This is a genomic window from Shewanella sp. VK101 (assembly GCF_056497865.1).
The window spans coordinates 1,880,910-1,903,804 of the sequence record NZ_CM151402.1 but is presented as its reverse complement, the minus strand read 5'-3'; the positions used below and the strand labels follow the sequence as shown (position 1 = coordinate 1,903,804).

Genomic DNA, 22,895 nt, shown 5'->3' with positions numbered 1-22,895 from the left:
CTAAGGCGTTTGTCGACTCAAACGCTGCACCAACTCCAGCAATAACTCAGGCCTATCCAGCGCCACATCATGCCCGCAGCGGCAAAAAGGAATCGGCTTTTGCCGATATTTGGCCGCCAGGCGAATGCTGCACTTGGGCGAAACCAGGCGATCATCACAGCCATAAACAATGGTTGCCGGCACCCACAGCTTAGCCGGGGAGCGAAAGCGGGCCGAGGCAACAATTTGTCGCAAGCCATTGGCGAGTGTGGTTTTGGCCTCAAGCGCCAGTTGGCTCCAGAAACGGCACAGAGACTTGTCTTTGGCATGAGCAAGGCTGGTAAGCGCAAGAATCGTCGCCTCGCGCCATTGAATGCCCTCGCCTTTGACTCTAGCGCACAAGGCTCGTAGCAGGGCTTGCAGCCGAAATCTCTGATACCAAGGCGAAAGATCGGCGGCGCTGCTGTTGAGCAATAACAGCCCCTCAAGCTGAAATCCCTTTTGGCGGCCGGCTTCAGTGTCATTTTTCCCGGCAAGTGTCATGGCCACCATGGCGCCCATGGAGATAGCCAATATTCGGCATTTACCCACCTTGCGTCGCAGCAGTTCATCTGCAACAAAGTCGGCATAATCCTGAATATCCCAGGGACTGGTATCCGCCACCCTATCGCCATTTCCAGGCAGATCGATGAGCTCCACCCTAAACCCCGCCGCCAGCAAATTATCGGCAAAGGCCTGCCAATGACGTTTATCGCGCATCAAGCCGCGGATCAACACCCAGGTTTGCTGCTCAGTCATGACTTGGTTTCTCCGCCGCTTGTGGATACCAAAAGTTTCGTGCCTGATAATCCAGGTGATGCCGATGAAGTTCAGGCAGTTGCTCCAGTACCTGAGCATACCCCACATCGAGCAAGAACTGCATCAGGGTAAAGTGGCGCCGTAAAATACGCTGCAGCCTGTGCTGCTTTTGAGGGTTGAAATAACCGGAGAAACGCAGCAATTGCCTGGGGTTCTTTTTGACCCAGGCCCAGGAGCCCATTTCCAGCGTTAAGGGCAGGAAAGGCACTTGGGGGTTACAACTGACCAAATAATCCCAAATATCACCGTGGGTGCGATAGAAGCGACTTTGGGGCGCAATATGATAGTGACAATGATGGGGGTAGCTCATTTCGAACAACTGCTTTAGATGATACACCTCCCCCAGGCGGGCAAAAGGCGTGTCCTTACAGGCAAAGGGAAACCAGATATGATCCACCAGGCCAAAACCTGAGTGAGCATCGAGCACAATCAAGCTACTGCCGCGGGCCATAAGTTCATTACTGTAGTCAATAATCGCCTTGGTCTCGACTTCCAGCTGATTGCTGCGGCCCCGATACCAGGGAAGATATCGGGAAAGCCGTTGACCGCCGACCATAAAGGTCACTGAGCCGCGGGCATCTATGGGAGCATTGCGCATCAAATCGACCCCATTGCCATTGGCGCGGGTTCCCCTGATAAGGCCGATGGGATTCAACACAGGTACAAACGCCAACCGTATCTGGGTTAACATCAACTGCAGATGCTTATCCCAACTGCAGCGGGTCAACAGGCTGCCAAGAAGCGCCAGTATCACCTGGCTGCCGATACGTTCAACCCCGTGAACACCGCCGACGAACAGCACTGTGGGCACCCTGGCGTTTGGGTTCCCCAGTTCCAGCGCCCGCACATCGAGCGACTTACCGGCAAAGCCGACTTGAGCCAAAGACCTGGCATTCAAATGTTGCTGGTATTTATGCTCCAGTTCGGCAAGCAGTTCAAGCTCATAGGCACTTTCTGTCACAGACCCGTCCATCTGGGGTAAAGTGCTCAATTTAACCGCTTTGGATGACAACTCAATGATACTTTAAGTGTTGCTCCAATATGCTCTTGGCATCAATTCGGGCCAATCCCTGGTCGAAAATATCCCGCCAACGTTGCCCCTCTTCGGAATTTCGAAAAGCCACCAGCAAGCCCTTGCTGGCCAGCAATTGCCGATTCAGTTTAAGCTTGCCTTCCAACTCCTCCATCCCCTTTTGCCGCAGCAGGTAACGATAAACATTGGCGTCGATCACCACGGCATCAATTCTGGCGGCCGCTAATTTGCGAAGGTTTTGTTCATCGGAATTGGCCAGCTCAAAGGGTTGCCGGCCTGAGTCCATGGCCCGGTCCAAGCTCTCGGTATTAACATAGCCCTTTACCACTCCGAGATTGTAACGCTGCAAGTCCTGCAACTGTTGCCAGCTCACTGGCCGCTGGGATTGTTCCACCAGTGCCAATTGACTGAAGCCAAAGGGCTTTGAAAAAATAAACTTATCGCTTTGGTGATAATACTCTGGAAAGTAACCAAGATAGGGTGAACCAGGCATGTCTGCCAATTTAACCGCCCGGCTCCAGGGGTAGAAATTGACTTTGAGGTCATGGCCCATGGCGGCGAGTGCTGCTTTGACCACGGCAACACAAGCCCCCTGTTGTTCCAGCATCTGACCAGTGTAGGGTGGCCAATTAAGCGAGCTCAGTTGCAGAGTGTCGGCGCGAGCCACAGGGCTGCCACTATAAAGTAACAACAGGAGGACGAACAGCGCAGGCCGGCCGAAAAAGGTGATTGAGGTTCTTGCCATAGTATCACTCCGTTTGCCAAGGCCAATCCCATAAGCATTCAGGAAGTTAACAGAGTATAGCTTGTCGATGTCAGTCAGCCACAGGCCCTAATAAGCGCTGCCAGGAAGATAAAAGTATCGTCCTCAGCACACTTTTACCCAAAGCGTGATGCAGGATGAAAATGTGAGAAAAGTCGATTCAGACAAGATAGCTAAAGCAAGAGGTAAAAACCGCGGCAATCATCACAAAAAATCCATCTAAATCAACGATGGAGCCAATCGATATTAACAGCTGTCAAAGCCTCTATCCCATCACTATGATAGACAAATAGCCACACACAAAGTAAGCCTATTAGAGGTGATAGCAATGAGATATCAAGCACTGGTCATGGCTGTAACGGCAGCCCTCGGGATGACTGCGGCTCAGGCGGCTGAGCCTATCGAAATTATCAAGCCGGTGAAAATCACCGAGCCGGAAAAGGTCGAACTCGGGAAAATGCTTTACTTCGAACCCAGATTATCAAAATCCGGGTTTATCTCCTGTAACTCATGTCACAACCTTTCCATGGGAGGGGTCGACGCCCTGCCAACCTCGATCGGTCATGCCTGGCAAGAAGGTCCTATCAACTCGCCTACCGTATTGAACGCCGATTATATGTTGGCACAGTTCTGGGATGGCCGCGCCAAAGATCTCAAGGAACAGGCCGCAGGTCCTATAGCCAACCCTAAAGAGATGGGCTTTACTCATGAGCTGGCGTCCGAAACCGTTGCCTCCATGCCGGCTTACCGTGCCCGCTTCAAGCAGGTTTACGGCTCTGAAGAGGTCAATATCGACAGGATCACAGATGCAATTGCCGCCTTTGAAAAGACGCTGGTGACCCCCAACAGCGCCTTTGACAAATATTTGGAAGGCGACAAAAAGGCCATCAGCGCCGAAGCCAAAGCGGGTTATCAGCTGTTCAAGGACAAAGGCTGTGTCGCTTGCCACAATGGCCCGGCGGTCGGTGGCACCATGTATATGAAGATGGGACTCATCAAACCTTTCCACACGGATAACCCTGCCGAAGGCCGCAAGGGAGTCACAGGCAAGGAAGCTGACAAGATGGTGTTCAAGGTGCCGACTCTGCGTAACATTGAACTCACCTACCCCTACTTCCATGACGGCAGCGTCTGGAACCTGGAAGAGGCGGTCAACACCATGTCGGATATCCAGCTGGGCCAGAAGTTGACCGAAAAAGAAACTCAGGAGATGGTAGCCTTCCTCAAGTCGCTGACCGGGGAACAGCCCAAGGTTGAACTGCCGATTCTGCCGCCATCCAATAAAGATACCCCAAGGCCGGTTCCTTTCGGCAAGTAATTCATAACCATAAAGAAGCGCCGCATTGCGGCGCTTCTCTTTTACTGTTGCGGTTTAAATGACTCAGCCATTGATATCCCGGTGCAGCTCTTCATACATCAGCTCACGCATGCGGAACTTTTGAATTTTACCGGTAACTGTCATCGGATACTGCTCAACAAACTTGATGTAACGTGGCACTTTGAAATAAGCCACCTTTTCGGTCAGGAAGTGACGGATTTCATCTTCAGTGACAGTACTGCCGGGGCGCATCTTGATCCAGGCACACACCTCTTCACCGTATTTTTCACTCTGTACCCCGAATACCGCGGCATCCTGAATATCCTGATGAGTGTAGAGTTTCTCTTCAATCTCCCGCGGATAGATGTTCTCACCGCCCCGGATAATCATGTCTTTGATGCGGCCAACTATCTGCACATAACCTTCGCTGTCCATCACCCCGAGATCGCCAGAGTGCAGCCAACCATCCTTGTCTATGGTGGCTTGGGTTTTGGCCGGATCGTTCCAGTACCCCAGCATCACACAGTAACCTCGGCTGCACACCTCACCCGGCTGACCTACAGGCACTATTTCACCGAACTCATCGATAATCTTCACCTCGGTATGGGGTAGAGCCCGGCCCACGGTAGTAACCTGCTTCTCCAACGAGGACTCGACCTCTGTCATGTTATTGATCGGGCTGCATTCGGTTTGGCCATAACCGATTACGACTTCCGTCATATGCATCAGCTTATGCACCCGTTTCATCACTTCCTCGGGACAGGTGGCTCCGGCCATCACTCCGGTTCGCAAGCTGCTGAGGTCATAATCCTGGAAGTTGGCCAACTCCAATTCGGCAATAAACATGGTCGGCACCCCGTGAAGTCCGGTGCAGCGCTCCTGCTCAACCACCTTGAGGGTAATAGCAGGATCAAAGGCATCGGATGGGAATACGGCCGTGGCGCCTTTGGCCAGACACACCAGATTTCCCAGCACCATGCCGAAGCAGTGGTACAGAGGCACGGGAATACAAAGCTTGTCGTCCGGGCCAAAGCCCATGGCGTCGGCCACCAGCATGCCGTTGTTGAGAATATTGTGGTGGGTCAGCGTGGCGCCTTTGGGGTTCCCCGTGGTGCCTGAGGTGAATTGAATATTGATGGCATCATGGGGCGATAAACGCTCACCTATGCCTTTGAGATCGGCATATTCCGCCTCAGAGCCCATGGCACATACATCAGGGAAATTCAGCATGCCCGCCGTCTTGTCACTGCCGGTGCGAATAACGCAGCGCAGTTCCGGCAGACGGCTGGACATCAGTTTGCCGGGCTCGGCATCACTGAGTTCCGGCGCCAGCTCATTCAGCATCGCCAGGTAATCGCTGGACTTGAACTTGTCGTGGGTGATAAGTGCCTTGCAGCCCACATTACTGAGTGCATATTCCAGCTCTTCCGGGCGATAAGCCGGGTTGATGCACACCATGATGGCGCCAATTCTGGCGGTGGCAAACTGAGTCAGACACCACTCGATATTATTGGGCGACCAGATCCCGACCCGATCCCCGGGGCCGATACCCAGTGCCAGCAGGCCTGTGGCCAGCTTATCTATCTCTTCAAGATAGCGCGCATAACTCCAGCGCAGTTGCTGATGATGCATCACCACGGCAGTGTTGTCCGGATAACGGTTGCAGATATCCTGCAGATACTGGCCTATGGTCTTGTCTATCAAGGGAGTATTACTGTGCCCCAGATAACGGCTCTGGGACAGAGGTAAATCATTGGGTTGCTTGCTTGTCTTGTTGGCAGACATCTAAGCCTCCGTGCGTTGTTTTATCGTTATAGGAAGAGTCTGTCACCCTGAGCCGGCGGCCCTCCCCTCACAGTGTGAAGCCATATTGGCGGCATCTGAAAAGTATCAAAAACAGCGGCAATGATTGGCTTTCACTGCGGCCTGGGCGCAGGGTTCATAACGACTCTAACGAATGGCGCATTGGAATAACAAGCAAGGAAACCGGCTTTTAGACTAAAGAATAATGGCTCAAAAACCATCAGGGCTCTCAAAGGAGCCCTGAATAAAAAGCCTGTCGATGACGGGATCATGGCAGCAAAATGGACAATATCCGCCGCCGGATATTCTCAGGCCGCCTTTTGCAATTGTTGCATTCTTTCCAGTAAGGCCAACATGACCCCCTGGCGGCGCATGTTCTGCAGGACACCCGGGCTGAAACGCTCAAGTCGCACCATGGCACTGAGCAGCAAGCGGCATTCATACAAGGAAGCATCGGCGATATATTCAGGCCTGTCGACCATATGGCTGTTTTGGTACCAATCATCCCAACTGAACTCGTTGAGCAGCATGCCTTGGCGCTTCATTTCAGCAACAAATTTGTGGACTGTCGCGGGATTGTAATCCTGTTCCCCGCGGGCAAAATCATGGCGATAGGTTTGATAATCAGCAGTTGAAGCTGTCAGGCTAAGTGTGGCCATAGGCGACTCCTAATCTTTTACATCGATTATCACAATAATGCATAATCTACCAATCTAATGAGGTCAGTCTGCCCTTGCCTTGCTGAATAAGTGCTTAACAGGCTGGTAAGCTTTTCTGGTAAAAACACTCAAGGAGTGCCAGCATGAAGTACTGGTTGATGAAATCCGAACCCGATGAATTCAGTATCGGCGATCTACAGCGGGTCAAGGTGGAACCCTGGTGCGGGATCCGCAATTATCAGGCTCGAAACTTTATTCGCGATGAACTGCAAATCGGCGACGCCATTTTGTTCTATCATTCCAGTTGCAAAACGCCGGGCGTGGTGGGCACTGCCAGAGTCGTCGGAGAGGCCAAAGCCGATACCACGGCCTGGGATCCAGAGTCACCCTACTTTGATCCCAAGTCGAGCCCAGAGTCACCGCGTTGGTTTCAGTTGGATATCGGCTTTGAACGTCAGTTTGCCAGAACAGTCAGCCTGAAAGAGATCAAGGCAGACTCGCAGCTCGAACATATGTATCTGGTACAAAAAGGGGCCAGGCTGAGCGTGCAACCGGTCACAGAGCAGGAATGGCAACGTATTCTTCTACTCGCAGGAGAGAAACTATGACAAACAAACTATCCAAAGCCTTGGTAGCAATCAGCCTGGGTGCCCTGTTGGCCAGTCCGGCCGTTTTGGCCAAGCAGGATAAAGACCACAAAGATTTGCCCCCTGGACTGCAAAAGAAAGCCGCCCGGGGTGAACCTTTGCCTCCGGGTTGGCAGAAGCGCTATCACAGGGGCGATATTCTTGATAATGATATCTATGCCCGCGGCCGAGTGGTTGTGCCGCTGGGCAATGATGGCCTGATAACGGTCGACATTGAAGGCACACTGTTCAAGCTGCACGACAAGACCCGCAGGATCATTGAGATCCTGGAACATTGAGATCCTGGAACATTGATACCGTTATCAAAAGCCCTAAGTTCAAAAGCAAAAAGCCATGGTAGAAACCATGGCTTTTTTGTTTGTCGGCAAAATAGGTTAAGCGCTTGACGGCCTTTCTTCGCTGCTATCTTTACTGCTATCTCTGCTGATAGTTTCGCAAATAGCGCTTTAGCGCCCATCCAGCATACGGCCAATTCCACCAAGCACTGAGCCCTCTCCCCTGTCACTGCCACCGGCGGAAGGCGCATGGGCAATGATCCTGTCGGCCATACGGGAAAACGGCAGGCTCTGCAGCCACACTGTGCCATGGCCTGAAAGTGTCGCCAAAAATAAACCTTCACCACCAAACACCATGGACTTGAGAGAGCCAGCCCTCTCTATGTCGTAATCGATGCCGTTGGTAAAGCCCACCAGACAGCCGGTATCCACTCTCAGGGTTTCGCCCTTGAGCTCTTTACGGATCAAGGTGCCACCTGCGTGAATAAAGGCCATGCCATCACCCTTGAGGCTCTGCAAAATAAAGCCTTCACCGCCGAAGAAACCGGTTCCCAGGCGCTTATTGAACCTCATGGTCACCTGGGTACCCAGGGCCGCGGCCAGAAAACTGTCTTTCTGCAAAATGAGTTCACCGCCGACCTCATCGAGATCGATTGCCAGGATGGTGCCAGGATAAGGTGCGGCGAACGACACCCGACGCTTGCCCTGGCCCTGATTGCTGAAATGGGTCATAAACAGGCTTTCACCTGTCAGCATACGTTTACCGGCCCCCATCAACTTGCCGAAAAAGCCCGAATCCGGCTCTGAGCCATCCCCCATCCGGGCTTCAAAACTGATCCCTTCCTCCATGTAAGTCATGGCGCCGGCCTCGGCGATCACGGTTTCACCGGGATCCAGCTCCACCTCAACCAGCTGCATGCTCTCGCCCTTGATCTCATAATCCACTTCATGGCTGTTCTTGCTCATTGAAACTCCCCCTCAATGGTTTAGGGTCTGAATGACCTGGCACTCAGTCTATGACATAAAATGTCAAAACGGCAAGTGAGGAGACGGATGTGATTTGAGTAAAAAGTAACAGAATGCTTCAACCCAGACCGCTGGCATTATCCCCCTGAAAGCGCTCAAACTCCTCCAGAATAAGCTCGGTAAACAGCCTTCCTGCGCGGCCAAGAGGCCGCTCCAGCGTCGACACCAACTGAGGAATAAAACGAAAACGGCTGCCGCCGACAAAGTCCAGCTCACTTAAATCACCACAAGCCAGCTCTTCGGTTATCAGGAAGTCCGGCATCCAGCCAAAACCCAGGCCCTTGAGCAAGGCGTTCTTTTTCATGATGAAACCGGAGAGATAAAAGACCTTGTCGCCGCCGAACTGCAGCTCATCGCGCTGGCTCTTGACCGGTGATGAGTCTTCGATGGTGAGCTCCACATGTTGCTGCAATTCTGACAGGGTAATGCCGCGGCGCGAAGTCAAGGGGTGGTCTTTACCTGCCACCAACACACTGGTGATAGCAGGCAGGGGCTTGGGGTGGTAACTGGGGCCACTGCGATAGTCTTTCACCAACATAAGATCAGCGCTGTCGCGCTCAAACCTGTGTTGTACCCCACCGAGAAACTCCATATTGAGCTGGATTTTGGTCGGGATCTTATGCTCTGTCATGCGCTTGAGGGCGGTCATGATAGGCTCCATCGGCAAGGCGCCGTCTATCACCAGCTCCAATCTGGGCTCCCAGCCCTCACTGAAACGGCTGGCCAGATGCTCTATATTGCCAAGATGCGCCAGCAAGCGTTGTCCCTCGGCCAAAATAACCCGCCCTTCGTGAGTCAGCTCGGCCCGGTATTGATTACGGTCAAGCAGATTAACGCCAAGATATTGTTCCAGTTTCTTTATCTGATAACTCACCGCCGACTGCGCCTTGTGCAGACGCTCTGCCGCCTTGGCAAAACTGCCCTCTTCCACCACCACCTTAAGCACATTGAAGGCGTCGATATCGATACGCAAGGTTTACACTCCCGTAAATCCAACAAGACAATCAAATTTTTAGATTGAGTATGCCGAATAATTATTCTTTTTTTTGTACAAGCGCGCAACTAAATTGAAAGATAGATCACAAAAACGGCTCATTTGCGCTGCTAGCGACCGGCAATTCCGACAGACAAGAGCGCAAAGAGAACAAGAATAACAACAGTGGCCGCCGAAGGTTCCCAAAGAAGGTTAACAGCAAGCGCCACCAAGGAAGAGTCAGATGCCATTTTATGTAAAACAGGGGCAGGTTCCCAACAAGCGCCATATCGCATTTGAGAAGCCATCCGGTGAACTCTACCGTGAAGAGCTGTTTTCAACCCATGGCTTTTCCAATATCTATTCCAACAAGTATCACCACAATATGCCTACCAAGGCGTTAACCGTTGAGCCTTTTGAGCTCAGCCATGGTGAAGTGTGGCAGGACTCCCTGGTACAGAACTATAAACTGGACAGTAAACAGGCCGACAGACAGGGGCACTTCTTCTGTGCCCGCAACAAGATTTTCTTCAATCAGGATCTGGCGATTTATACTGCCAGAGTCACCGAGGATACCGAGCTGTTCTACCGCAATGCCTACGCCGACGAGGTGGTATTTGTCCACGAGGGTGAAGGCGAGCTCTTAAGCGAATACGGCAAGCTCAAGGTGCAAAAGTGGGACTACCTGGTGATCCCCCGCGGCACCACCTATCAGTTGAAATTCAAGGACTACAGTAATGTGCGCCTGTTGGTGATCGAATCCTTCTCCATGGTGGAGATCCCCAAACACTTTCGCAATGACTATGGCCAGTTGCTGGAGTCAGCGCCCTATTGCGAGCGGGATATCCGGGTACCCGAACTGACAGAGGCCAGGGTCGAGCAAGGGGAGTTCCCACTGGTCAGCAAGTTTGGCGACAAATATCAACTGACTCAGCTGGAATGGCATCCTTTTGATCTGGTGGGTTGGGACGGTTTTGTCTACCCCTGGGCCTTCAACATCACAGAGTACGCGCCCAAGGTAGGCAAGATTCACCTGCCCCCCTCAGATCATCTGGTGTTTACCGCCCACAACTTTGTTATCTGCAACTTTGTTCCCAGACCTTACGACTTCCATCCCAAGGCGATCCCGGCACCTTACTACCACAACAATATCGACAGTGACGAGGTGCTCTACTATGTGGACGGCGACTTTATGAGCCGCACCGGCATAGAAGCCGGTTACCTGACACTGCATCAAAAAGGTGTGCCTCATGGGCCGCAGCCCGGACGCACCGAAGCCTCCATCGGCAAGAAAGACACCTATGAATACGCCGTTATGGTGGATACCTTTGCCCCGCTGCAGTTAACCACCCATGTGCAGAGCTGCATGAGTACTGATTACAACCGCTCCTGGCTCGAACGCTGAGCCCGGACCCGAATATCCAGCAAGGCCATCAGAGAATGGCCGCAAGCAACATCATTGAAGAGGACATAGAAATGGCAAGCGAAAAGAATCCACTGGGACTGCTCGGTATCGAATTTACCGAGTTTGCAACCCCGGACAGTGATTTCATGCACCAGGTCTTTATCGACTTTGGTTTCTCCATGCTGAAAAAAGCCAAGGACAGGGAGATTTTCTATTACAAGCAGAACGACATTAACTTTCTGCTCAACAAGGAGCGTCAAGGCTTCAGCGCCGAATTTGCCAAGCGCCATGGCCCGGCCATCTGCTCCATGGGGTGGCGGGTAGAAGATGCCAATTATGCCCTGCAACTGGCGGTATCCCGCGGCGCCCGTCCGGCAGACCAGGCCCACACTGATCTGCCCTACCCGGCAATCTATGGTATAGGCGACAGCCTGATTTACTTCATCGACCGTTTCGGCGAGCAGGACAATATCTACAAGACAGACTTTGTCGACCTGCCTGCCCCTGTGATAGTCCCTGAAAAAGGCTTTATGGAAGTGGATCACCTGACCAACAATGTCCACAAGGGTACTATGGAACAATGGTCTGATTTCTATAAGGATATCTTCGGATTCACCGAAGTGCGTTACTTCGATATCAGCGGCGTACAAACCGCCTTGGTCTCCTATGCCCTGCGCTCTCCCGATGGCAGCTTCTGTATCCCCATCAATGAGGGCAAGGGTGACGACAAAAACCAGATTGATGAGTACCTGCGCGAATATAACGGCCCGGGCGTGCAGCATCTGGCGTTCCGCACCCGGGATATCGTCGCCTCGCTCGATGCCATGGAAGGAACCTCAATCGAGACCCTGGACATCATCCCTGAATACTACGACACCATCTTCGACAAGGTGCCGCAAGTGACGGAAAACCGCGACAAGATAAAGCATCATCAAATTCTGGTGGACGGGGATGACAGTGGCTATCTGCTGCAGATCTTCACCAAAAACCTGTTCGGCCCCATCTTTATCGAGATTATTCAGCGCAAGAACAACCTCGGCTTTGGCGAGGGTAACTTCAAGGCGTTGTTCGAATCCATCGAGCGCGATCAAATGAAGCGTGGCGTGCTGTAACCGATAGCGAAATCACCTGTTTGAGACCGATCTGATGATCGGTCTCTTGTTTTCCGCCTTAGTATATTGAGCGCTGCAATTTTTTACTTTGTCACCCGGTAGGATTTCATTAGACTGATCTCCCTTTTTGAGAGACAGCTGTACCCAAAATGCAAGACTACGCCCTGCTCGCCGCTTTTATTCCAACCTTTTTCTTTGTTTCCGTTACCCCGGGAATGTGCATGACCCTGGCCATGACACTGGGGATGAGCATTGGGGTGCGCCGCACTCTGTGGATGATGCTGGGTGAACTCGTGGGGGTCGCCCTGGTGGCTTTGGCGGCCGTGCTGGGCGTGGCCACGGTTATGTTGAAACATCCGATGATCTTCCAGGGGCTCAAATATCTTGGCGGTGCCTATCTTATCTGGCTAGGCGTCAATATGTGGCGGGCCAAGGGCAAGATGGCCAATCTGGACCAACCCAGAAGTATCAAGCGCACAGCGTTGATCTCCCAAGGCTTTGTCACCGCTATTGCCAATCCCAAGGGCTGGGCCTTTATGATTTCCTTGCTGCCTCCCTTTATTAATCTGCAGCAACCTATGGCACCGCAACTGACGGCACTCATCGGCATTATCATGTGTACCGAACTCATCTGCATGCTGGCCTATGCCAATGGCGGCAAGAGCCTGAGGCTGTTTTTGAGCCGTGGCAACAATGTCCGCCTGCTCAACCGGATAGCCGGCAGTCTGATGCTGGGGGTCGGTGTCTGGCTGGCGCTGGGTTAATCGCCCTTTTTGTAGGGTAAGGCCTGCTGCAACTGCGCTTGATACAAGCGGTTGTTGCCGGCCTCTGTTTGACAGAAATCGGCTATCGCCTCCCGAAAGCCCGGATGCGCTATGCCATGCAGCGAATAGGTGGTGACACACTCAAAGCCGCGGATAAGCTTGTGCTCCCCCTGGGCACCGGCGTTGAAGCAACTGAGGCCGTTCTCGATACAGTAGTCTATCCCCTGCCAGTAACAGGCTTCGAAATGCAGCGCCGGGATCTCCTCAAGTGCGCCCCAATAGCGGCCATAAAGAGTATCTTTCCCCTGCAGATAAAGCGCGCATGCCAGCGCCTGCTGCGGCGCTTCGCCCAAGCGGTGCACCAGGAGCAAACGCACCTCGGCCGCCATCAACTTACCGAGTTGCTTGAAAAAGTCGGGCTGAAGATATCCCCGGTGGCCGGAGCGTTTCAGATAGGTTTGCCGATAGCAGCGATAGAAAAGCTGCCAGTGCCAATCTTCCAGTTCATCGCCCCTGAGCCAGACAAACTGCAAGTCAGCCAAGGCGCGGCGCTCTTTGAGAATATTCTTGCGCCGTTTCGAGTTGAGCCGCGCCAAAAAATCATCAAAGTTGCTGTAACCCCGGTTAAACCAATGAAACTGCGTTCCTTCCCGCACCAAGGTCTGGGGCAAATGCCGCAATGACTCGAGTTGCACCTCATTGACAAACAGCCAATGCCAGGAGGAGTAGCTTTCAAGCAGTTGCCAAAACAGTTTCCCCAGCGCCTGCTGGATATCAGTGGCTGCCGCCCTGGCCTCGGGCACTATCCCGAGTCTTGGGCCGGTGACAGGCGTAAAGGGAATGGCGCAGACCAGCTTGGGATAATAGGCTTCACCGTGGCGCTGATAGGCATCGGCCCAGGCCCAGTCGAACACATATTCGCCCCAGGAGTGATCCTTGAGATAGAGAGGCATCACAGCCAAACGCCTGTCGTTGCAAAACAGCTGTAAATGCATGGGTTGCCAGCCGGCTGCGGGGCAGACACTGCCACTTTGCTCCAGCGCCTTCAAAAAAGCATGTCGGCAAAAAGGGTTGTCCGGCTCTATTTTTCCATCTTCAGCCAGACACAGATCCCACTCGGCGGCGGGGATCTCATCAATGCCGGCGGCAAAACGCCACTGCCAGTGCTTATTGTCCAAATTTATTCCATATGCCGAGGCAAACTTGCAATCAAGGATAATTGGCGGCACATTGCATAGCAACTTAAGCAAAAGCAGTATAAGGAAATATAGTGCGTCTGATAAAACCGCTGATCTTCGCCGTCGCTCTGGCTCTGCCTGCAGCCTCCACCCTGAGTTACAGCCCACAAGCTACCGCCAACGAATCTTCGATTTACAGTGAAATGGCCACAGCCCAGCCCGTTTGGGCCAAGCATGGCATGGTTTCCAGCCAGGAGGCACTGGCTTCCCGTATCGGGGTGGATATTCTCAAGCAAGGCGGCAACGCAGTAGATGCAGCAGTGGCCGTGGGTTATGCCCTGGCAGTGACTTTGCCCAGGGCCGGTAATATAGGTGGCGGCGGTTTCATGCTGGTACACCTGGCGAAGGAAAACAAGACCATAGCCATAGACTATCGGGAGATGGCGCCTTCCAAGGCCCACAGGGATATCTTCCTCGATGACAAGGGCAATGCGGTCAATAGACTCAGCCGCGAGCACGGCCTGGCGGTAGGCGTTCCCGGCACTGTGATGGGCATGGAGCTGGCCCTGTCCAAGTATGGCACCATGAAACGGGAACAAGTGATAGCCCCAGCGATCAAACTGGCGCGGGAAGGGATCAGCGTTACTTCAGATCTGGCCAACTCCCTCGATGGGGTTAAGCGCCGCATCTCCCAATGGCCAAGCTCTGCCGCCATATTCTACAAGGCAGATGGCAGCAGCTTTGTACCTGGCGACATCATCAAGCAGCCTGAGTTGGCTCACTCACTGGAGCTGATTGCCAAACAGGGCAGCAAAGGATTTTACCAAGGGGAAACCGCCGAGAAACTGGTGAGTGCCATTCAGGCCGCCGGCGGCATCATGACCCTTGAGGATCTCAACAACTATCAAGCCATAGAGCGCCAGCCGGTGCGCGGACATTATCGAGGCTATGAGGTGGTTTCCATGCCGCCGCCATCATCGGGTGGCATCCATATCATAGAGATCCTCAACATTCTCGAGCAGTACCCCATCCATGATCTGGGCCACAACACCGCCGCCACTTTGCATCTTATGGCCGAGGCCATGAGACGGGCCTATGCCGATCGCAGCGAGTATCTCGGCGATCCGGATTTCTATCCTGTGCCGGTTAAAGCCCTGTTGAGCCCGGATTATGCCAAGACATTGGCCAAGAGTATCGACAGCAAGCACGCCACCCCTTCAAGCCAGGTCAAACCCGGCAAGCTGGCCCCCTATGAAAGTGACCAGACAACTCACTACTCGGTCGTGGATAAATGGGGCAATGCGGTATCCAACACCTATACCCTCAACTTCAGTTATGGCTCTGGGCTGGTGGCCGATGGTACAGGGATTTTGCTGAACAATGAGATGGATGATTTCTCAGCCAAACCCGGCACCCCCAACGGTTATGGCCTAGTGGGCGGTGAAGCCAACTCGGTACAGGGCAACAAGCGGCCACTGAGCTCCATGAGCCCGACCATGATAATGAAAGACGGTCAGCCGTTTCTGGTTACCGGCAGCCCGGGGGGCGCCAGGATCATTACCACAGTGCTGCAGATCATCATGAATGTGATTGACCACGACCTGAATATCGCCGAAGCCAGCTTTGCGCCGCGGATGCATCACCAGTGGCTGCCGGATGAAATTCGGGTTGAGCGCAGCCTCAATGGTGACACCATAGCGCTGCTGGAAGCCATGGGCCACCAGGTCAAGGTCAAAAGTTCCATGGGCAGCACCCAGAGCATTATGGTGACCGAAGAAGGTAAATTTGGTGCATCTGACCCGCGCCGCGCCGGCAGTGAGGCGGCAGGCTACTGAGCCCAGTTACCAAAACCTAAGCTACTGAAAAAACTCCTTAGATAGGTTTCTGAAACAACGTAGTGAGCGACGGGCATTAAATTCGGCTTAACTCTCATTTAAAACAGCTCCATTGAAAACAGCTCCGCAGATGCCACTCTTGCGGAGCTGTTTTTTTACACTGAACCAAGGTTCACTTTTAACAAACCGGCGGCTTAACCTCCGCGCCTTGGCGTGGGCTAAATATGCGCTAATTCAATCCAGAGCTTTCATTTCTGCTACCCGAGACGCAATTAACAAGCCGTCAATAACCCTCTTATTTATAAGCATTTATCAATCCATTCAGGCGGCACATATCCTTGCTTCTGACAAGTAAAAACTCAGATAGCGGCACTTTTGGCGATTATGACGCCAATATGTGTTCAAAATTAAACCACAGCTCAAAATTCAACCTATCACACTGTTTTTAATCAGGAATTTTATGTGATACCAATCAATTTATCTTTTATTTATCAAAGTTATCATCTGCATCCCTTTAAATGGAACTTTTGTATCTAAAAAGGTGGATGGGCGTTATCAAGGAGCTCAAATTATTTTGGGATAAAGAATGAAGAAGACGACTTTGCTTGCAGCGTCAATTGCACTGGCACTGGCCGGTTGCGGCGGCAGCGACAACAATGACAACCCCACAGCCAAATCATTTTCGGTCACAGCCATTGATGGTTATCTGGTGAATGCAGACGTTTATGCCGGCGAAAACTGCCAAACCAAAGTGGCGACAACCGGCAAAGGCGGTATTGCCCGGATCGATGACCAATATCAGGGACAAACACTGTGTGTTAAGGCCATTGCCGACAAAACCATGGATGAAAGCCGCGGCTTGGTGAAAAAAACCTTTGAGCTCAAGGCCCCGGCAAGCAAAGATGCCAACAGCCAGGTGATCAGCCCGCTGACAGACTTGGTTGTCAAGCATATGGACGCCAACCAAGGTGTATCCAAGGCGGATGCCGAAAAAGCCGTGTCGGCTCAATTTGCTGAACTTAAAGCCGAACCAGAGCTACTGTTTGGTGACTATCTGGCCAAGAGTAGTGCCAACAAGGTCGCTCAAGCGCTGAACATTGTCGGCGAGACGCTGGTTAGCCATCAGGGCCTGGCTGAAGCGCATCTGCAAGGCTTGGTTAAAGATGTGGCTGCCAAGGTGGAAGCCGGTGACAAACTCGACGACTACGAGCCGGTGATCACCCCAGAAGGCGGTGTAGAATCCAACCACAGGCCTCATATTGCCTTGAGCCAGGCCGAGCTGAACAAGCTGACCCAAATTGAAGTGGAACTGGGTCAGCCGATGACTGCCGTAGATTTGTCAGCCGCTTTTGCCGACAAGGACAACGACAGCTTCACTCTGAGCCTGATGGAGGAAGATGGCAACATAGCACTGGAAACCCTGGGCCTGGCATTCGATGCCAAAACAGGCGTACTCAGCGGTACACCTAAGGTAGCCGGTGAAATTAACCTGCACGCTTACGCCACCGACAGCAAGGGCGCCCGCTCTTACCCACTGAAAGTTGAGATTGAAGTCAGCAGTATCAACCATGCTCCTGTCATCAACCCGGCTGAAAAAGCCGAACTGGAAGCTGAACTGGCACGCATGGCGCTGACAGTAGGCAATCAAATCGATCAGGTGATTGACCTGGATGAGCTGTTTGGCGATCAGGATAAAGATCAACTGACCTTCAGCGCCATGACGGATATGCAAGGTACCGCCCTGAAAATTGAGCAAGGTGACTCATTGCGTTTGTCCGGCAAGCCTCTGGTTGCCGGCGACTTTGTGATCACTGTGACAGTCAATGACGGCAAACATGCAGCTGTGAAGACCGACCTCAAAGTCAAGGTTGCCGATAACGGTGTCGAACCAGAGCCCAAACATCCGCTGGAAGGCAAAACCTGGTTCACCACAGAATGGGGTTCTGCCGACGAGAACGACGACGGTGTGATGCAAGTATGGTGCGACACTCTGGAGTTCAAAAACGGCTCTGTGCTGCGTAATGTCCGTACTCAAGACAACCTCAGCGAATGTTCCGCCACTGCAACCGTGGAAGTCTCCACTTATATCATTAATGAACTAGGCCAAATGGTGCTGGAGTACGGCGATGATGAAGGTGTTGAACATCAGGAAACCATCAAGCTGAACGACGCCATTGCCGGTGTCGGTGACAATGCCAAAGTGCTGCAACTATGGGACGGTCGCTATACCCTGTTCAGCAAAGCCGATGATGTAGAAAAACGTCTGGATATTGAGTCTGATGACGATGCCCAAGGTCGTATGTTTACAGCGGAGCTGCCGGCGGCCACAGAAGCAAGCTATCAGCTCGGTCACCTGACCATGCAGATGACAGCGGCGGATAATCGCGGCGCCAAGGTGGGGCTCTACTTCGATGTACCCAACACCGACTTCAGCTGTGATGAGGTAAGGGAGTTTTACGACCTCAACCTTAGCTACGAAGGTATGGAATATCGCATTCCTGCCTATCTGTTCCCCGGTGAAGAAAATAGTATCGAATACTGCCAGGCGCAATTCGATATCGAGCAACCTGTTGTCGGCAAAATTTACAGTGTTATAGGTCATGTTACCGAAGAGGATGCCGGTCTGGTGGAAGAGATTAAAGCCAATATCCAATGGACAGGGACAGGCAATAACGAGTGATACCGCTAAATAGAATCGGCGCCTTGACTGAATAGGGCTCTGATGCCGTGAACTCTACCAAGCCGGTGGGCAAGATGCTGACCGGCTTTTTTTGTCTCAAGTAAACACGCTCTACCTTTCTTAAGTGGCTCGTAGCATGTAACGCCGCATATTTATTCCCCTTGGCAAAAACACAACTCCCGCCTGACTTTGGCTTTAGCACTCACTTGGCATCACCCACAAACATTGGGAAAGTCACAATCTTCAAACGGAATAGCAAACTGTTTATAACAGGTGGGAGTCCCCCGGAATCAGGCTATAGTTATTGTACATTTGTCTAATAGCCAATCCTTGATGGGGAAGTAAATGAATATTAGGGACTTAAGTGTCGTTAAAAAAATATGGGCGAGTTACCTGGTCGTCTTTGTGGTATTTGCTGCTGTAGCCATATTATTGGTACTGAGCCTGTCGGCATTGAACCAAAATATCAAGGTGCTGACCGACAAGAGCCTGCCTTCGGTGGCCATATTGAAAGGTATCCAAGTCGATATCACCAAGGTTCGAAAAGATGAGTTTTCACTGCTTCCCAATATAGATAACCCGCAAATAGGTGAATGGCTGCAAGGGCTGGATAAACTGAGAGCCGACGTTCAGGCGGGCATAGTCGCCTACGAAGCTTTGGAACTGAGCAGGCAAGAGCAGAACGCTTTTAAAGCCTTTAAAGACACCTGGAATCAATACATTCAGGAAACCCGTTCCTATAATGAACTATTGAAAAAAGGTGATGCGACAACCGCCAATCAGGTGATCCTCTCCAGCTTTGATACCTATTCCCGCGCCTTGACGAGTCTCGACAATACCTTGGGGCTCAATGATGAACTAATCAATAAAATCAGTGATGACGTTCAGCATGAAGCCTCATTGACCCAGTACGGTGCTGCCATAGGTGCGCTCATCATCATAATGGTGATAGCCCTCTCCTCCACTCTGCTCTCGCGGGCAATTTGCCGCCCCATAGACAGGGCCCTGAAATTCGCCGCCAAGATAGCCAAGGGACAACTGAATAACGCCATAGATGAGCAGGCCCTGACCAAGGATGAGCTGGGAACACTACTGAAAGAGTTGGTCACCATGCAGGCCAACCTCCACTCTCTGGTGTCTGAGATCAGCGACTCCACCATCCAACTGACCGCAGCGGTGGAGGAAGTGAGTGCCATTTCGGCTCAAAATGCCTCGAGTATGCAAAACCAGCAATCAGAGCTCAGCTCTGTCGCATCGGCCATGACCCAAATGCAGGCAGCAGTCGCCGAAGTGGCTCAAAACACCGAGGCTGGGGCAACGTCGGCCTATTCGGCAACCGAAGTCGCTAAACAAGGCACTGCTACCCTGCAACGTACAGTGGCGGTTATCGAGCAAGTGTCCAAGAGCATTCAGCAATCCGATCTATTGGCAAGGGAGCTGGAATCAAGCTCAAACAACATCAATATGGTAGTCGACGTTATTCGCGGCATCGCGGAACAAACCAACCTCCTGGCACTGAATGCCGCCATAGAAGCGGCCAGAGCCGGTGAGCAAGGACGTGGATTTGCCGTGGTCGCGGACGAAGTGCGCTCTTTGGCGCAGCGCACTCAGGATTCAACCTCGCAAATTGTCGACATCGTTAATCAACTGCAGGAAAACAGCAGCAAAATCGGTCTTTCCAGCCAAGAATGTCAGACGGGTATCACCCAATGCGTAGAGCAGGTTAACGAAGCCGGAAACCAAATAACCGAAATAGAGCACTCGGTGGAAAACATCGCCCAAATGAGTACTCAAATTGCTACCGCCTGCAGTGAGCAAAATGCGGTATCGGAAGAGTTGAACCGCAGTGTCGACCATATCAATAACGTGTCGACCGAAATGGCCGAAGGGGCATCGCAAACGGCCATAGCGTGCCAGGAGATCAGCAACTTAACCCATAGCCTCAAAGCCAGGATGGAGATATTCAAGCTCTGAGTCAACATTAACCCAGCTTCTGTGGCTTACGGCGAATCCCGCCAAGCCACAGAAGCCGGCTCACCATGGAAACAGCCGATAAGCTGACTGGATAAAGAGTGTGGTCAGTTTGCCTTAATCAAGGCCAGAAAACCTCTGCCAAGGCTGACTTGTCCAGTGGACAGGCTTTCAGCTCATTAAACGCGGCATCGCCCTGTATCTGATGCCAGATTGACATCAGCATTCTGCTCATTGGTAAGCATAGCGACCCACTCATTTTGGATTGGCTCCTCGCTCTTCCCTGAGCTTTGCCACCTTGGTTGCCAAGAGCGGGACGTCCCAAGCTTCTATAAAAAAACGCCCCGGTGATTTACTGCCTTACCGGGGCGTGGTTGGAGGGTTGCGGCCTGAGACCGCTTTTACAGTAAAGCAGCGCTGTTATTCAAAGTGCTGTTACTCAAAGGCGATTCGAAGAACAGCCATTCCAATCAGCGTCAGTCGAAGAAGCGTCGTCCTTCTGCGGCCATGGTCTTGAGCAATTCACTCGGGGCGAATCTGTCGCCGAAGCGGCTCTGGAAGCGCTCCAGCTTGGCCAGCAACTGATCGGCGCCCATGGTGTCTATATAGTGGAAAGGCCCACCGAGGAAAGGCGGGAAGCCAATGCCGAAGATGGCGCCAATATCACCATCGCGGGCAGAGGCTATGATGCCCTCTTCCAGACACCGCACCGCTTCATTGAGCATCTGCACCACACAGCGCTCTGCCAGGTTGGCATTTTCGGCGCCAACACCCGGCGCTATCCCCAGCACCTGATAAACGCTCTTGTCCACTTCCTTCTTCTTGCCGGCTTTGGGACCGTAGAGATAGAAGCCCTTGCCGTTCTTGCGCCCCTTGCGGTCATCGGCGAGCAGCTTATCGAAGGCAGAGGGGGCAGCGAAACGCTCACCCAACTCTTTTTCGAGTATCGGCGAAATCTTGGCGCCCACATCAATACCCACTTCATCGAGCAGAGTGATAGGGCCGACCGGGAAGCCAAACTTCACCAGCGCCTTATCCAGGCTCTCGACACTGTTGCCCTCGAGCAGCAGCTGCGCCGCTTCATTCATATAGAGCGCCAAAATACGATTCACATAGAAACCGGCGCCATCTTTCACCACTATCGGCGTCTTGCCCTGTTTGCGGGCAAAGGCCACTGTGGTGGCTATCGTCTGGGGGGAGGTCTTGTCGTGAGCAATCACTTCCACCAGCGGCATCTTCTCTACCGGCGAGAAGTAATGCAAGCCGATGACGTTTTCCGGCCTGGCGGCGGCTTCGGCAATCTGACCTATGGGCAGAGACGAGGTGTTGGACGCAAAAATAGTGTGTTCACCGCATTCGCGTTCGATATCCCGCACCATTTGATGCTTGAGGCTGAGATCCTCAAATACCGCCTCGACCACTATGTCGGCATCCTTTACCCCAACATAGTCTGTAGTCGTCGTCATCAAGGCCATCTGCTTATCGCGCACCGCCGGGGTCATATGCCGACGCTTGACGCCCTTATCCAGTAACTTATAGGCATAGCCCAGCGCATTGCTGAGTCCCTGCTCACTGATATCCTTGACCCGCACCGGAATTTTGGCCTTGGTGGTGGTCACTGAGGCGATACCGCCGCCCATCAGGCCACCGCCGAGCACTACGGCCTTATGAACCGGACTGGGCTCAGCACCTTCGGCGCCGGTTTCCTTTTTCATTTCTGTGGTGGCAAAGAAGATGGAGCGCAGCGCCGCCGACTCGGGCGTCATCACCAGCTCGCCGAAATGGCGCGCCTCTGTGGCCAAACCTGCCTCTAGCCCCTGGCTCATCCCCACCCGCACACAGTCGATGATCTTGTCCGGCGCCGGATAGTTACCCTGGGTTTTTCTGGCAACCTGTTTACGGGCCTGATCAAAGATGATTTTCTGCCCAAAGCCGTTGCTTTCGAGCAGCTTGTTCATCATAGGCTTATTATTTTTGCCTTTACCGCGCTTGGCTTTGCCGGCCAATGCCAGTTCAACCGCCGCCTCCAGCAGAATCGACTTGGGCACCACATCGTCCACCAGCCCCATCTTCAGCGCCTGCTTGGGGCGAACCTGTTTACCGGTAAGCATCATATCAAGCGCTGTGGTGATCCCCACCAGGCGTGGCAGACGCTGGGTACCACCACCGCCCGGCAGCAGACCGAGCTGAACTTCCGGCACCCCCAACATGGTTTTCTTGTCGTCACTGCACACCCGCAGATGGCAAGCCAGTGCCAGCTCAAGGCCGCCACCGAGACAGGCGCCGTGAATGGCTGCAACCACGGGGATCTTCAGCCCTTCAAGTTCGGCAAACACCTTATGCCCTGAGCTCGACAGCTCGCGGGCATCGGCGGCGCTTTGACAGGCATCGAGCATGGAGATATCGGCGCCGGCCACGAAGGAGTCAGGCTTGCCTGAAATGATCACCAAGCCCTTGATACTGCTGTCCGCTTTGATTTCGCTCAGCAAGGCGCTAATCTCAGGGCCGAATTCGGCCTTGAGGGTATTCATGCTTTCGCCGGGTACATCCATGGAAAGAATGGCAATGCCATCGTCGCGGCGGCTGAGGCTAAAACTCTTGTTGCTGTTTTCCATC

Annotated in this window: 18 protein-coding genes; 9 read left to right on the top strand and 9 right to left on the bottom strand. The window is 52.8% G+C overall.

Translation table 11 applies throughout. The annotated features are described in order from the left end of the window. From ACSHSR_RS08570 to ACSHSR_RS08560, 3 genes are read right to left on the bottom strand one after another with little or no spacing between them, the layout of a single operon-like run. The gene (locus ACSHSR_RS08570) at positions 1 to 777 is read right to left on the bottom strand and encodes an alpha/beta fold hydrolase (protein ID WP_028780809.1); all 777 of its coding nucleotides are present in this window, start codon (positions 775 to 777) and stop codon (positions 1 to 3) included. Further along, the gene (locus tag ACSHSR_RS08565; RefSeq protein ID WP_479631412.1) at positions 770 to 1,798 is read right to left on the bottom strand and encodes a DUF2817 domain-containing protein; all 1,029 of its coding nucleotides are present in this window, start codon (positions 1,796 to 1,798) and stop codon (positions 770 to 772) included. Before ACSHSR_RS08565 ends, ACSHSR_RS08570 begins: the two co-directional genes overlap by 8 nt. 52 nt (positions 1,799 to 1,850) lie before the next feature. Next, positions 1,851 to 2,615, bottom strand: a complete 765-nt coding sequence (locus tag ACSHSR_RS08560; RefSeq protein WP_025011118.1) for a substrate-binding periplasmic protein — start codon at positions 2,613 to 2,615, stop codon at positions 1,851 to 1,853. 346 nt (positions 2,616 to 2,961) lie between these two features. On the opposite strand from ACSHSR_RS08560, the gene ACSHSR_RS08555 reads away from it, so the two are divergent. After that, positions 2,962 to 3,951, top strand: coding sequence for a cytochrome-c peroxidase (locus tag ACSHSR_RS08555; RefSeq protein WP_025887187.1), 990 nt, complete (start codon positions 2,962 to 2,964; stop codon positions 3,949 to 3,951). Positions 3,952 to 4,014: 63 nt separating this feature from the next. Here the strand turns inward: ACSHSR_RS08555 and ACSHSR_RS08550 are convergent, their stop codons facing one another. Both ACSHSR_RS08550 and ACSHSR_RS08545 read right to left on the bottom strand, forming a co-directional pair. After that, positions 4,015 to 5,736, bottom strand: coding sequence for an AMP-binding protein (locus ACSHSR_RS08550; protein ID WP_479631411.1), 1,722 nt, complete (start codon positions 5,734 to 5,736; stop codon positions 4,015 to 4,017). Positions 5,737 to 6,062: 326 nt separating this feature from the next. Beyond that, on the bottom strand, positions 6,063 to 6,413 hold the full coding sequence (locus ACSHSR_RS08545; RefSeq protein ID WP_025011120.1) for a DUF6508 domain-containing protein: 351 nt from the start codon (positions 6,411 to 6,413) through the stop codon (positions 6,063 to 6,065). A 143-nt stretch (positions 6,414 to 6,556) separates the two neighbouring features. On the opposite strand from ACSHSR_RS08545, the gene ACSHSR_RS08540 reads away from it, so the two are divergent. Continuing rightward, positions 6,557 to 7,021, top strand: a complete 465-nt coding sequence (locus ACSHSR_RS08540) for an EVE domain-containing protein (protein WP_101059923.1) — start codon at positions 6,557 to 6,559, stop codon at positions 7,019 to 7,021. Next, a complete protein-coding gene (locus ACSHSR_RS08535) occupies positions 7,018 to 7,338 on the top strand; it encodes a hypothetical protein (RefSeq protein ID WP_028780804.1) in 321 nt (106 codons plus the stop codon). Before ACSHSR_RS08540 ends, ACSHSR_RS08535 begins: the two co-directional genes overlap by 4 nt. Before the next feature lie 168 nt (positions 7,339 to 7,506). On the opposite strand, the gene ACSHSR_RS08530 is transcribed toward ACSHSR_RS08535, so the two are convergent. After that, complete coding sequence (locus tag ACSHSR_RS08530) at positions 7,507 to 8,301, bottom strand: TIGR00266 family protein (RefSeq protein WP_093983390.1); 795 nt, start codon at positions 8,299 to 8,301, stop codon at positions 7,507 to 7,509. Positions 8,302 to 8,419: 118 nt separating this feature from the next. After that, positions 8,420 to 9,334: a LysR family transcriptional regulator gene (locus tag ACSHSR_RS08525; RefSeq protein WP_025011124.1), complete on the bottom strand. Its 915-nt coding sequence runs from the start codon at positions 9,332 to 9,334 to the stop codon at positions 8,420 to 8,422. 244 nt (positions 9,335 to 9,578) lie between these two features. Here ACSHSR_RS08525 and ACSHSR_RS08520 point away from each other — a divergent pair, with 244 nt between their 5' ends. From ACSHSR_RS08520 to ACSHSR_RS08510, 3 genes are all read left to right on the top strand, one after another. After that, positions 9,579 to 10,739, top strand: a complete 1,161-nt coding sequence (locus ACSHSR_RS08520) for a homogentisate 1,2-dioxygenase (protein ID WP_096142677.1) — start codon at positions 9,579 to 9,581, stop codon at positions 10,737 to 10,739. 71 nt (positions 10,740 to 10,810) lie between these two features. Further along, positions 10,811 to 11,851, top strand: a complete 1,041-nt coding sequence (gene hppD / locus ACSHSR_RS08515) for a 4-hydroxyphenylpyruvate dioxygenase (protein ID WP_028780802.1) — start codon at positions 10,811 to 10,813, stop codon at positions 11,849 to 11,851. A 149-nt stretch (positions 11,852 to 12,000) separates the two neighbouring features. Next, a complete protein-coding gene (locus tag ACSHSR_RS08510; RefSeq protein WP_044734709.1) occupies positions 12,001 to 12,615 on the top strand; it encodes a LysE family translocator in 615 nt (204 codons plus the stop codon). Here ACSHSR_RS08510 and ACSHSR_RS08505 read toward each other — a convergent pair. Further along, on the bottom strand, positions 12,612 to 13,793 hold the full coding sequence (locus ACSHSR_RS08505; RefSeq protein ID WP_411394399.1) for a GNAT family N-acetyltransferase: 1,182 nt from the start codon (positions 13,791 to 13,793) through the stop codon (positions 12,612 to 12,614). The genes ACSHSR_RS08510 and ACSHSR_RS08505 overlap by 4 nt on opposite strands. 92 nt (positions 13,794 to 13,885) lie before the next feature. On the opposite strand from ACSHSR_RS08505, the gene ggt reads away from it, so the two are divergent. The 3 genes from ggt to ACSHSR_RS08490 all read left to right on the top strand — a co-directional run bounded on the left by ggt (position 13,886) and on the right by ACSHSR_RS08490 (position 20,282). Beyond that, a complete protein-coding gene (ggt, locus tag ACSHSR_RS08500) occupies positions 13,886 to 15,628 on the top strand; it encodes a gamma-glutamyltransferase (RefSeq protein WP_208169796.1) in 1,743 nt (580 codons plus the stop codon). Positions 15,629 to 16,214: 586 nt separating this feature from the next. Next, a complete protein-coding gene (locus ACSHSR_RS08495) occupies positions 16,215 to 18,308 on the top strand; it encodes a putative Ig domain-containing protein (RefSeq protein ID WP_479631410.1) in 2,094 nt (697 codons plus the stop codon). Positions 18,309 to 18,653: 345 nt separating this feature from the next. Further along, positions 18,654 to 20,282, top strand: coding sequence for a methyl-accepting chemotaxis protein (locus ACSHSR_RS08490; protein ID WP_208123506.1), 1,629 nt, complete (start codon positions 18,654 to 18,656; stop codon positions 20,280 to 20,282). Between the two features lie 473 nt (positions 20,283 to 20,755). Here ACSHSR_RS08490 and fadJ read toward each other — a convergent pair whose 3' ends face one another. Further along, positions 20,756 to 22,894, bottom strand: coding sequence for a fatty acid oxidation complex subunit alpha FadJ (gene fadJ, locus ACSHSR_RS08485; RefSeq protein WP_208141844.1), 2,139 nt, complete (start codon positions 22,892 to 22,894; stop codon positions 20,756 to 20,758). Position 22,895 lies beyond the last annotated feature (1 nt).

Bases quoted from the DNA above. Each gene is read 5' to 3' on its own strand.
- ACSHSR_RS08570 (WP_028780809.1), bottom strand. From the start codon at position 777: ATGACTGAGCAGCAAACCTGGGTGTTGATCCGCGGCTTGATGCGCGAT.
- ACSHSR_RS08560 (WP_025011118.1), bottom strand. From the start codon at position 2,615: ATGGCAAGAACCTCAATCACCTTTTTCGGCCGGCCTGCGCTGTTCGTC.
- ACSHSR_RS08555 (WP_025887187.1), top strand. From the start codon at position 2,962: ATGAGATATCAAGCACTGGTCATGGCTGTAACGGCAGCCCTCGGGATG.
- ACSHSR_RS08550 (WP_479631411.1), bottom strand. From the start codon at position 5,736: ATGTCTGCCAACAAGACAAGCAAGCAACCCAATGATTTACCTCTGTCC.
- ACSHSR_RS08545 (WP_025011120.1), bottom strand. From the start codon at position 6,413: ATGGCCACACTTAGCCTGACAGCTTCAACTGCTGATTATCAAACCTAT.
- ACSHSR_RS08540 (WP_101059923.1), top strand. From the start codon at position 6,557: ATGAAGTACTGGTTGATGAAATCCGAACCCGATGAATTCAGTATCGGC.
- ACSHSR_RS08535 (WP_028780804.1), top strand. From the start codon at position 7,018: ATGACAAACAAACTATCCAAAGCCTTGGTAGCAATCAGCCTGGGTGCC.
- ACSHSR_RS08530 (WP_093983390.1), bottom strand. From the start codon at position 8,301: ATGAGCAAGAACAGCCATGAAGTGGATTATGAGATCAAGGGCGAGAGC.
- ACSHSR_RS08520 (WP_096142677.1), top strand. From the start codon at position 9,579: ATGCCATTTTATGTAAAACAGGGGCAGGTTCCCAACAAGCGCCATATC.
- hppD (WP_028780802.1), top strand. From the start codon at position 10,811: ATGGCAAGCGAAAAGAATCCACTGGGACTGCTCGGTATCGAATTTACC.
- ACSHSR_RS08510 (WP_044734709.1), top strand. From the start codon at position 12,001: ATGCAAGACTACGCCCTGCTCGCCGCTTTTATTCCAACCTTTTTCTTT.
- ACSHSR_RS08495 (WP_479631410.1), top strand. From the start codon at position 16,215: ATGAAGAAGACGACTTTGCTTGCAGCGTCAATTGCACTGGCACTGGCC.
- ACSHSR_RS08490 (WP_208123506.1), top strand. From the start codon at position 18,654: ATGAATATTAGGGACTTAAGTGTCGTTAAAAAAATATGGGCGAGTTAC.
- fadJ (WP_208141844.1), bottom strand. From the start codon at position 22,894: ATGGAAAACAGCAACAAGAGTTTTAGCCTCAGCCGCCGCGACGATGGC.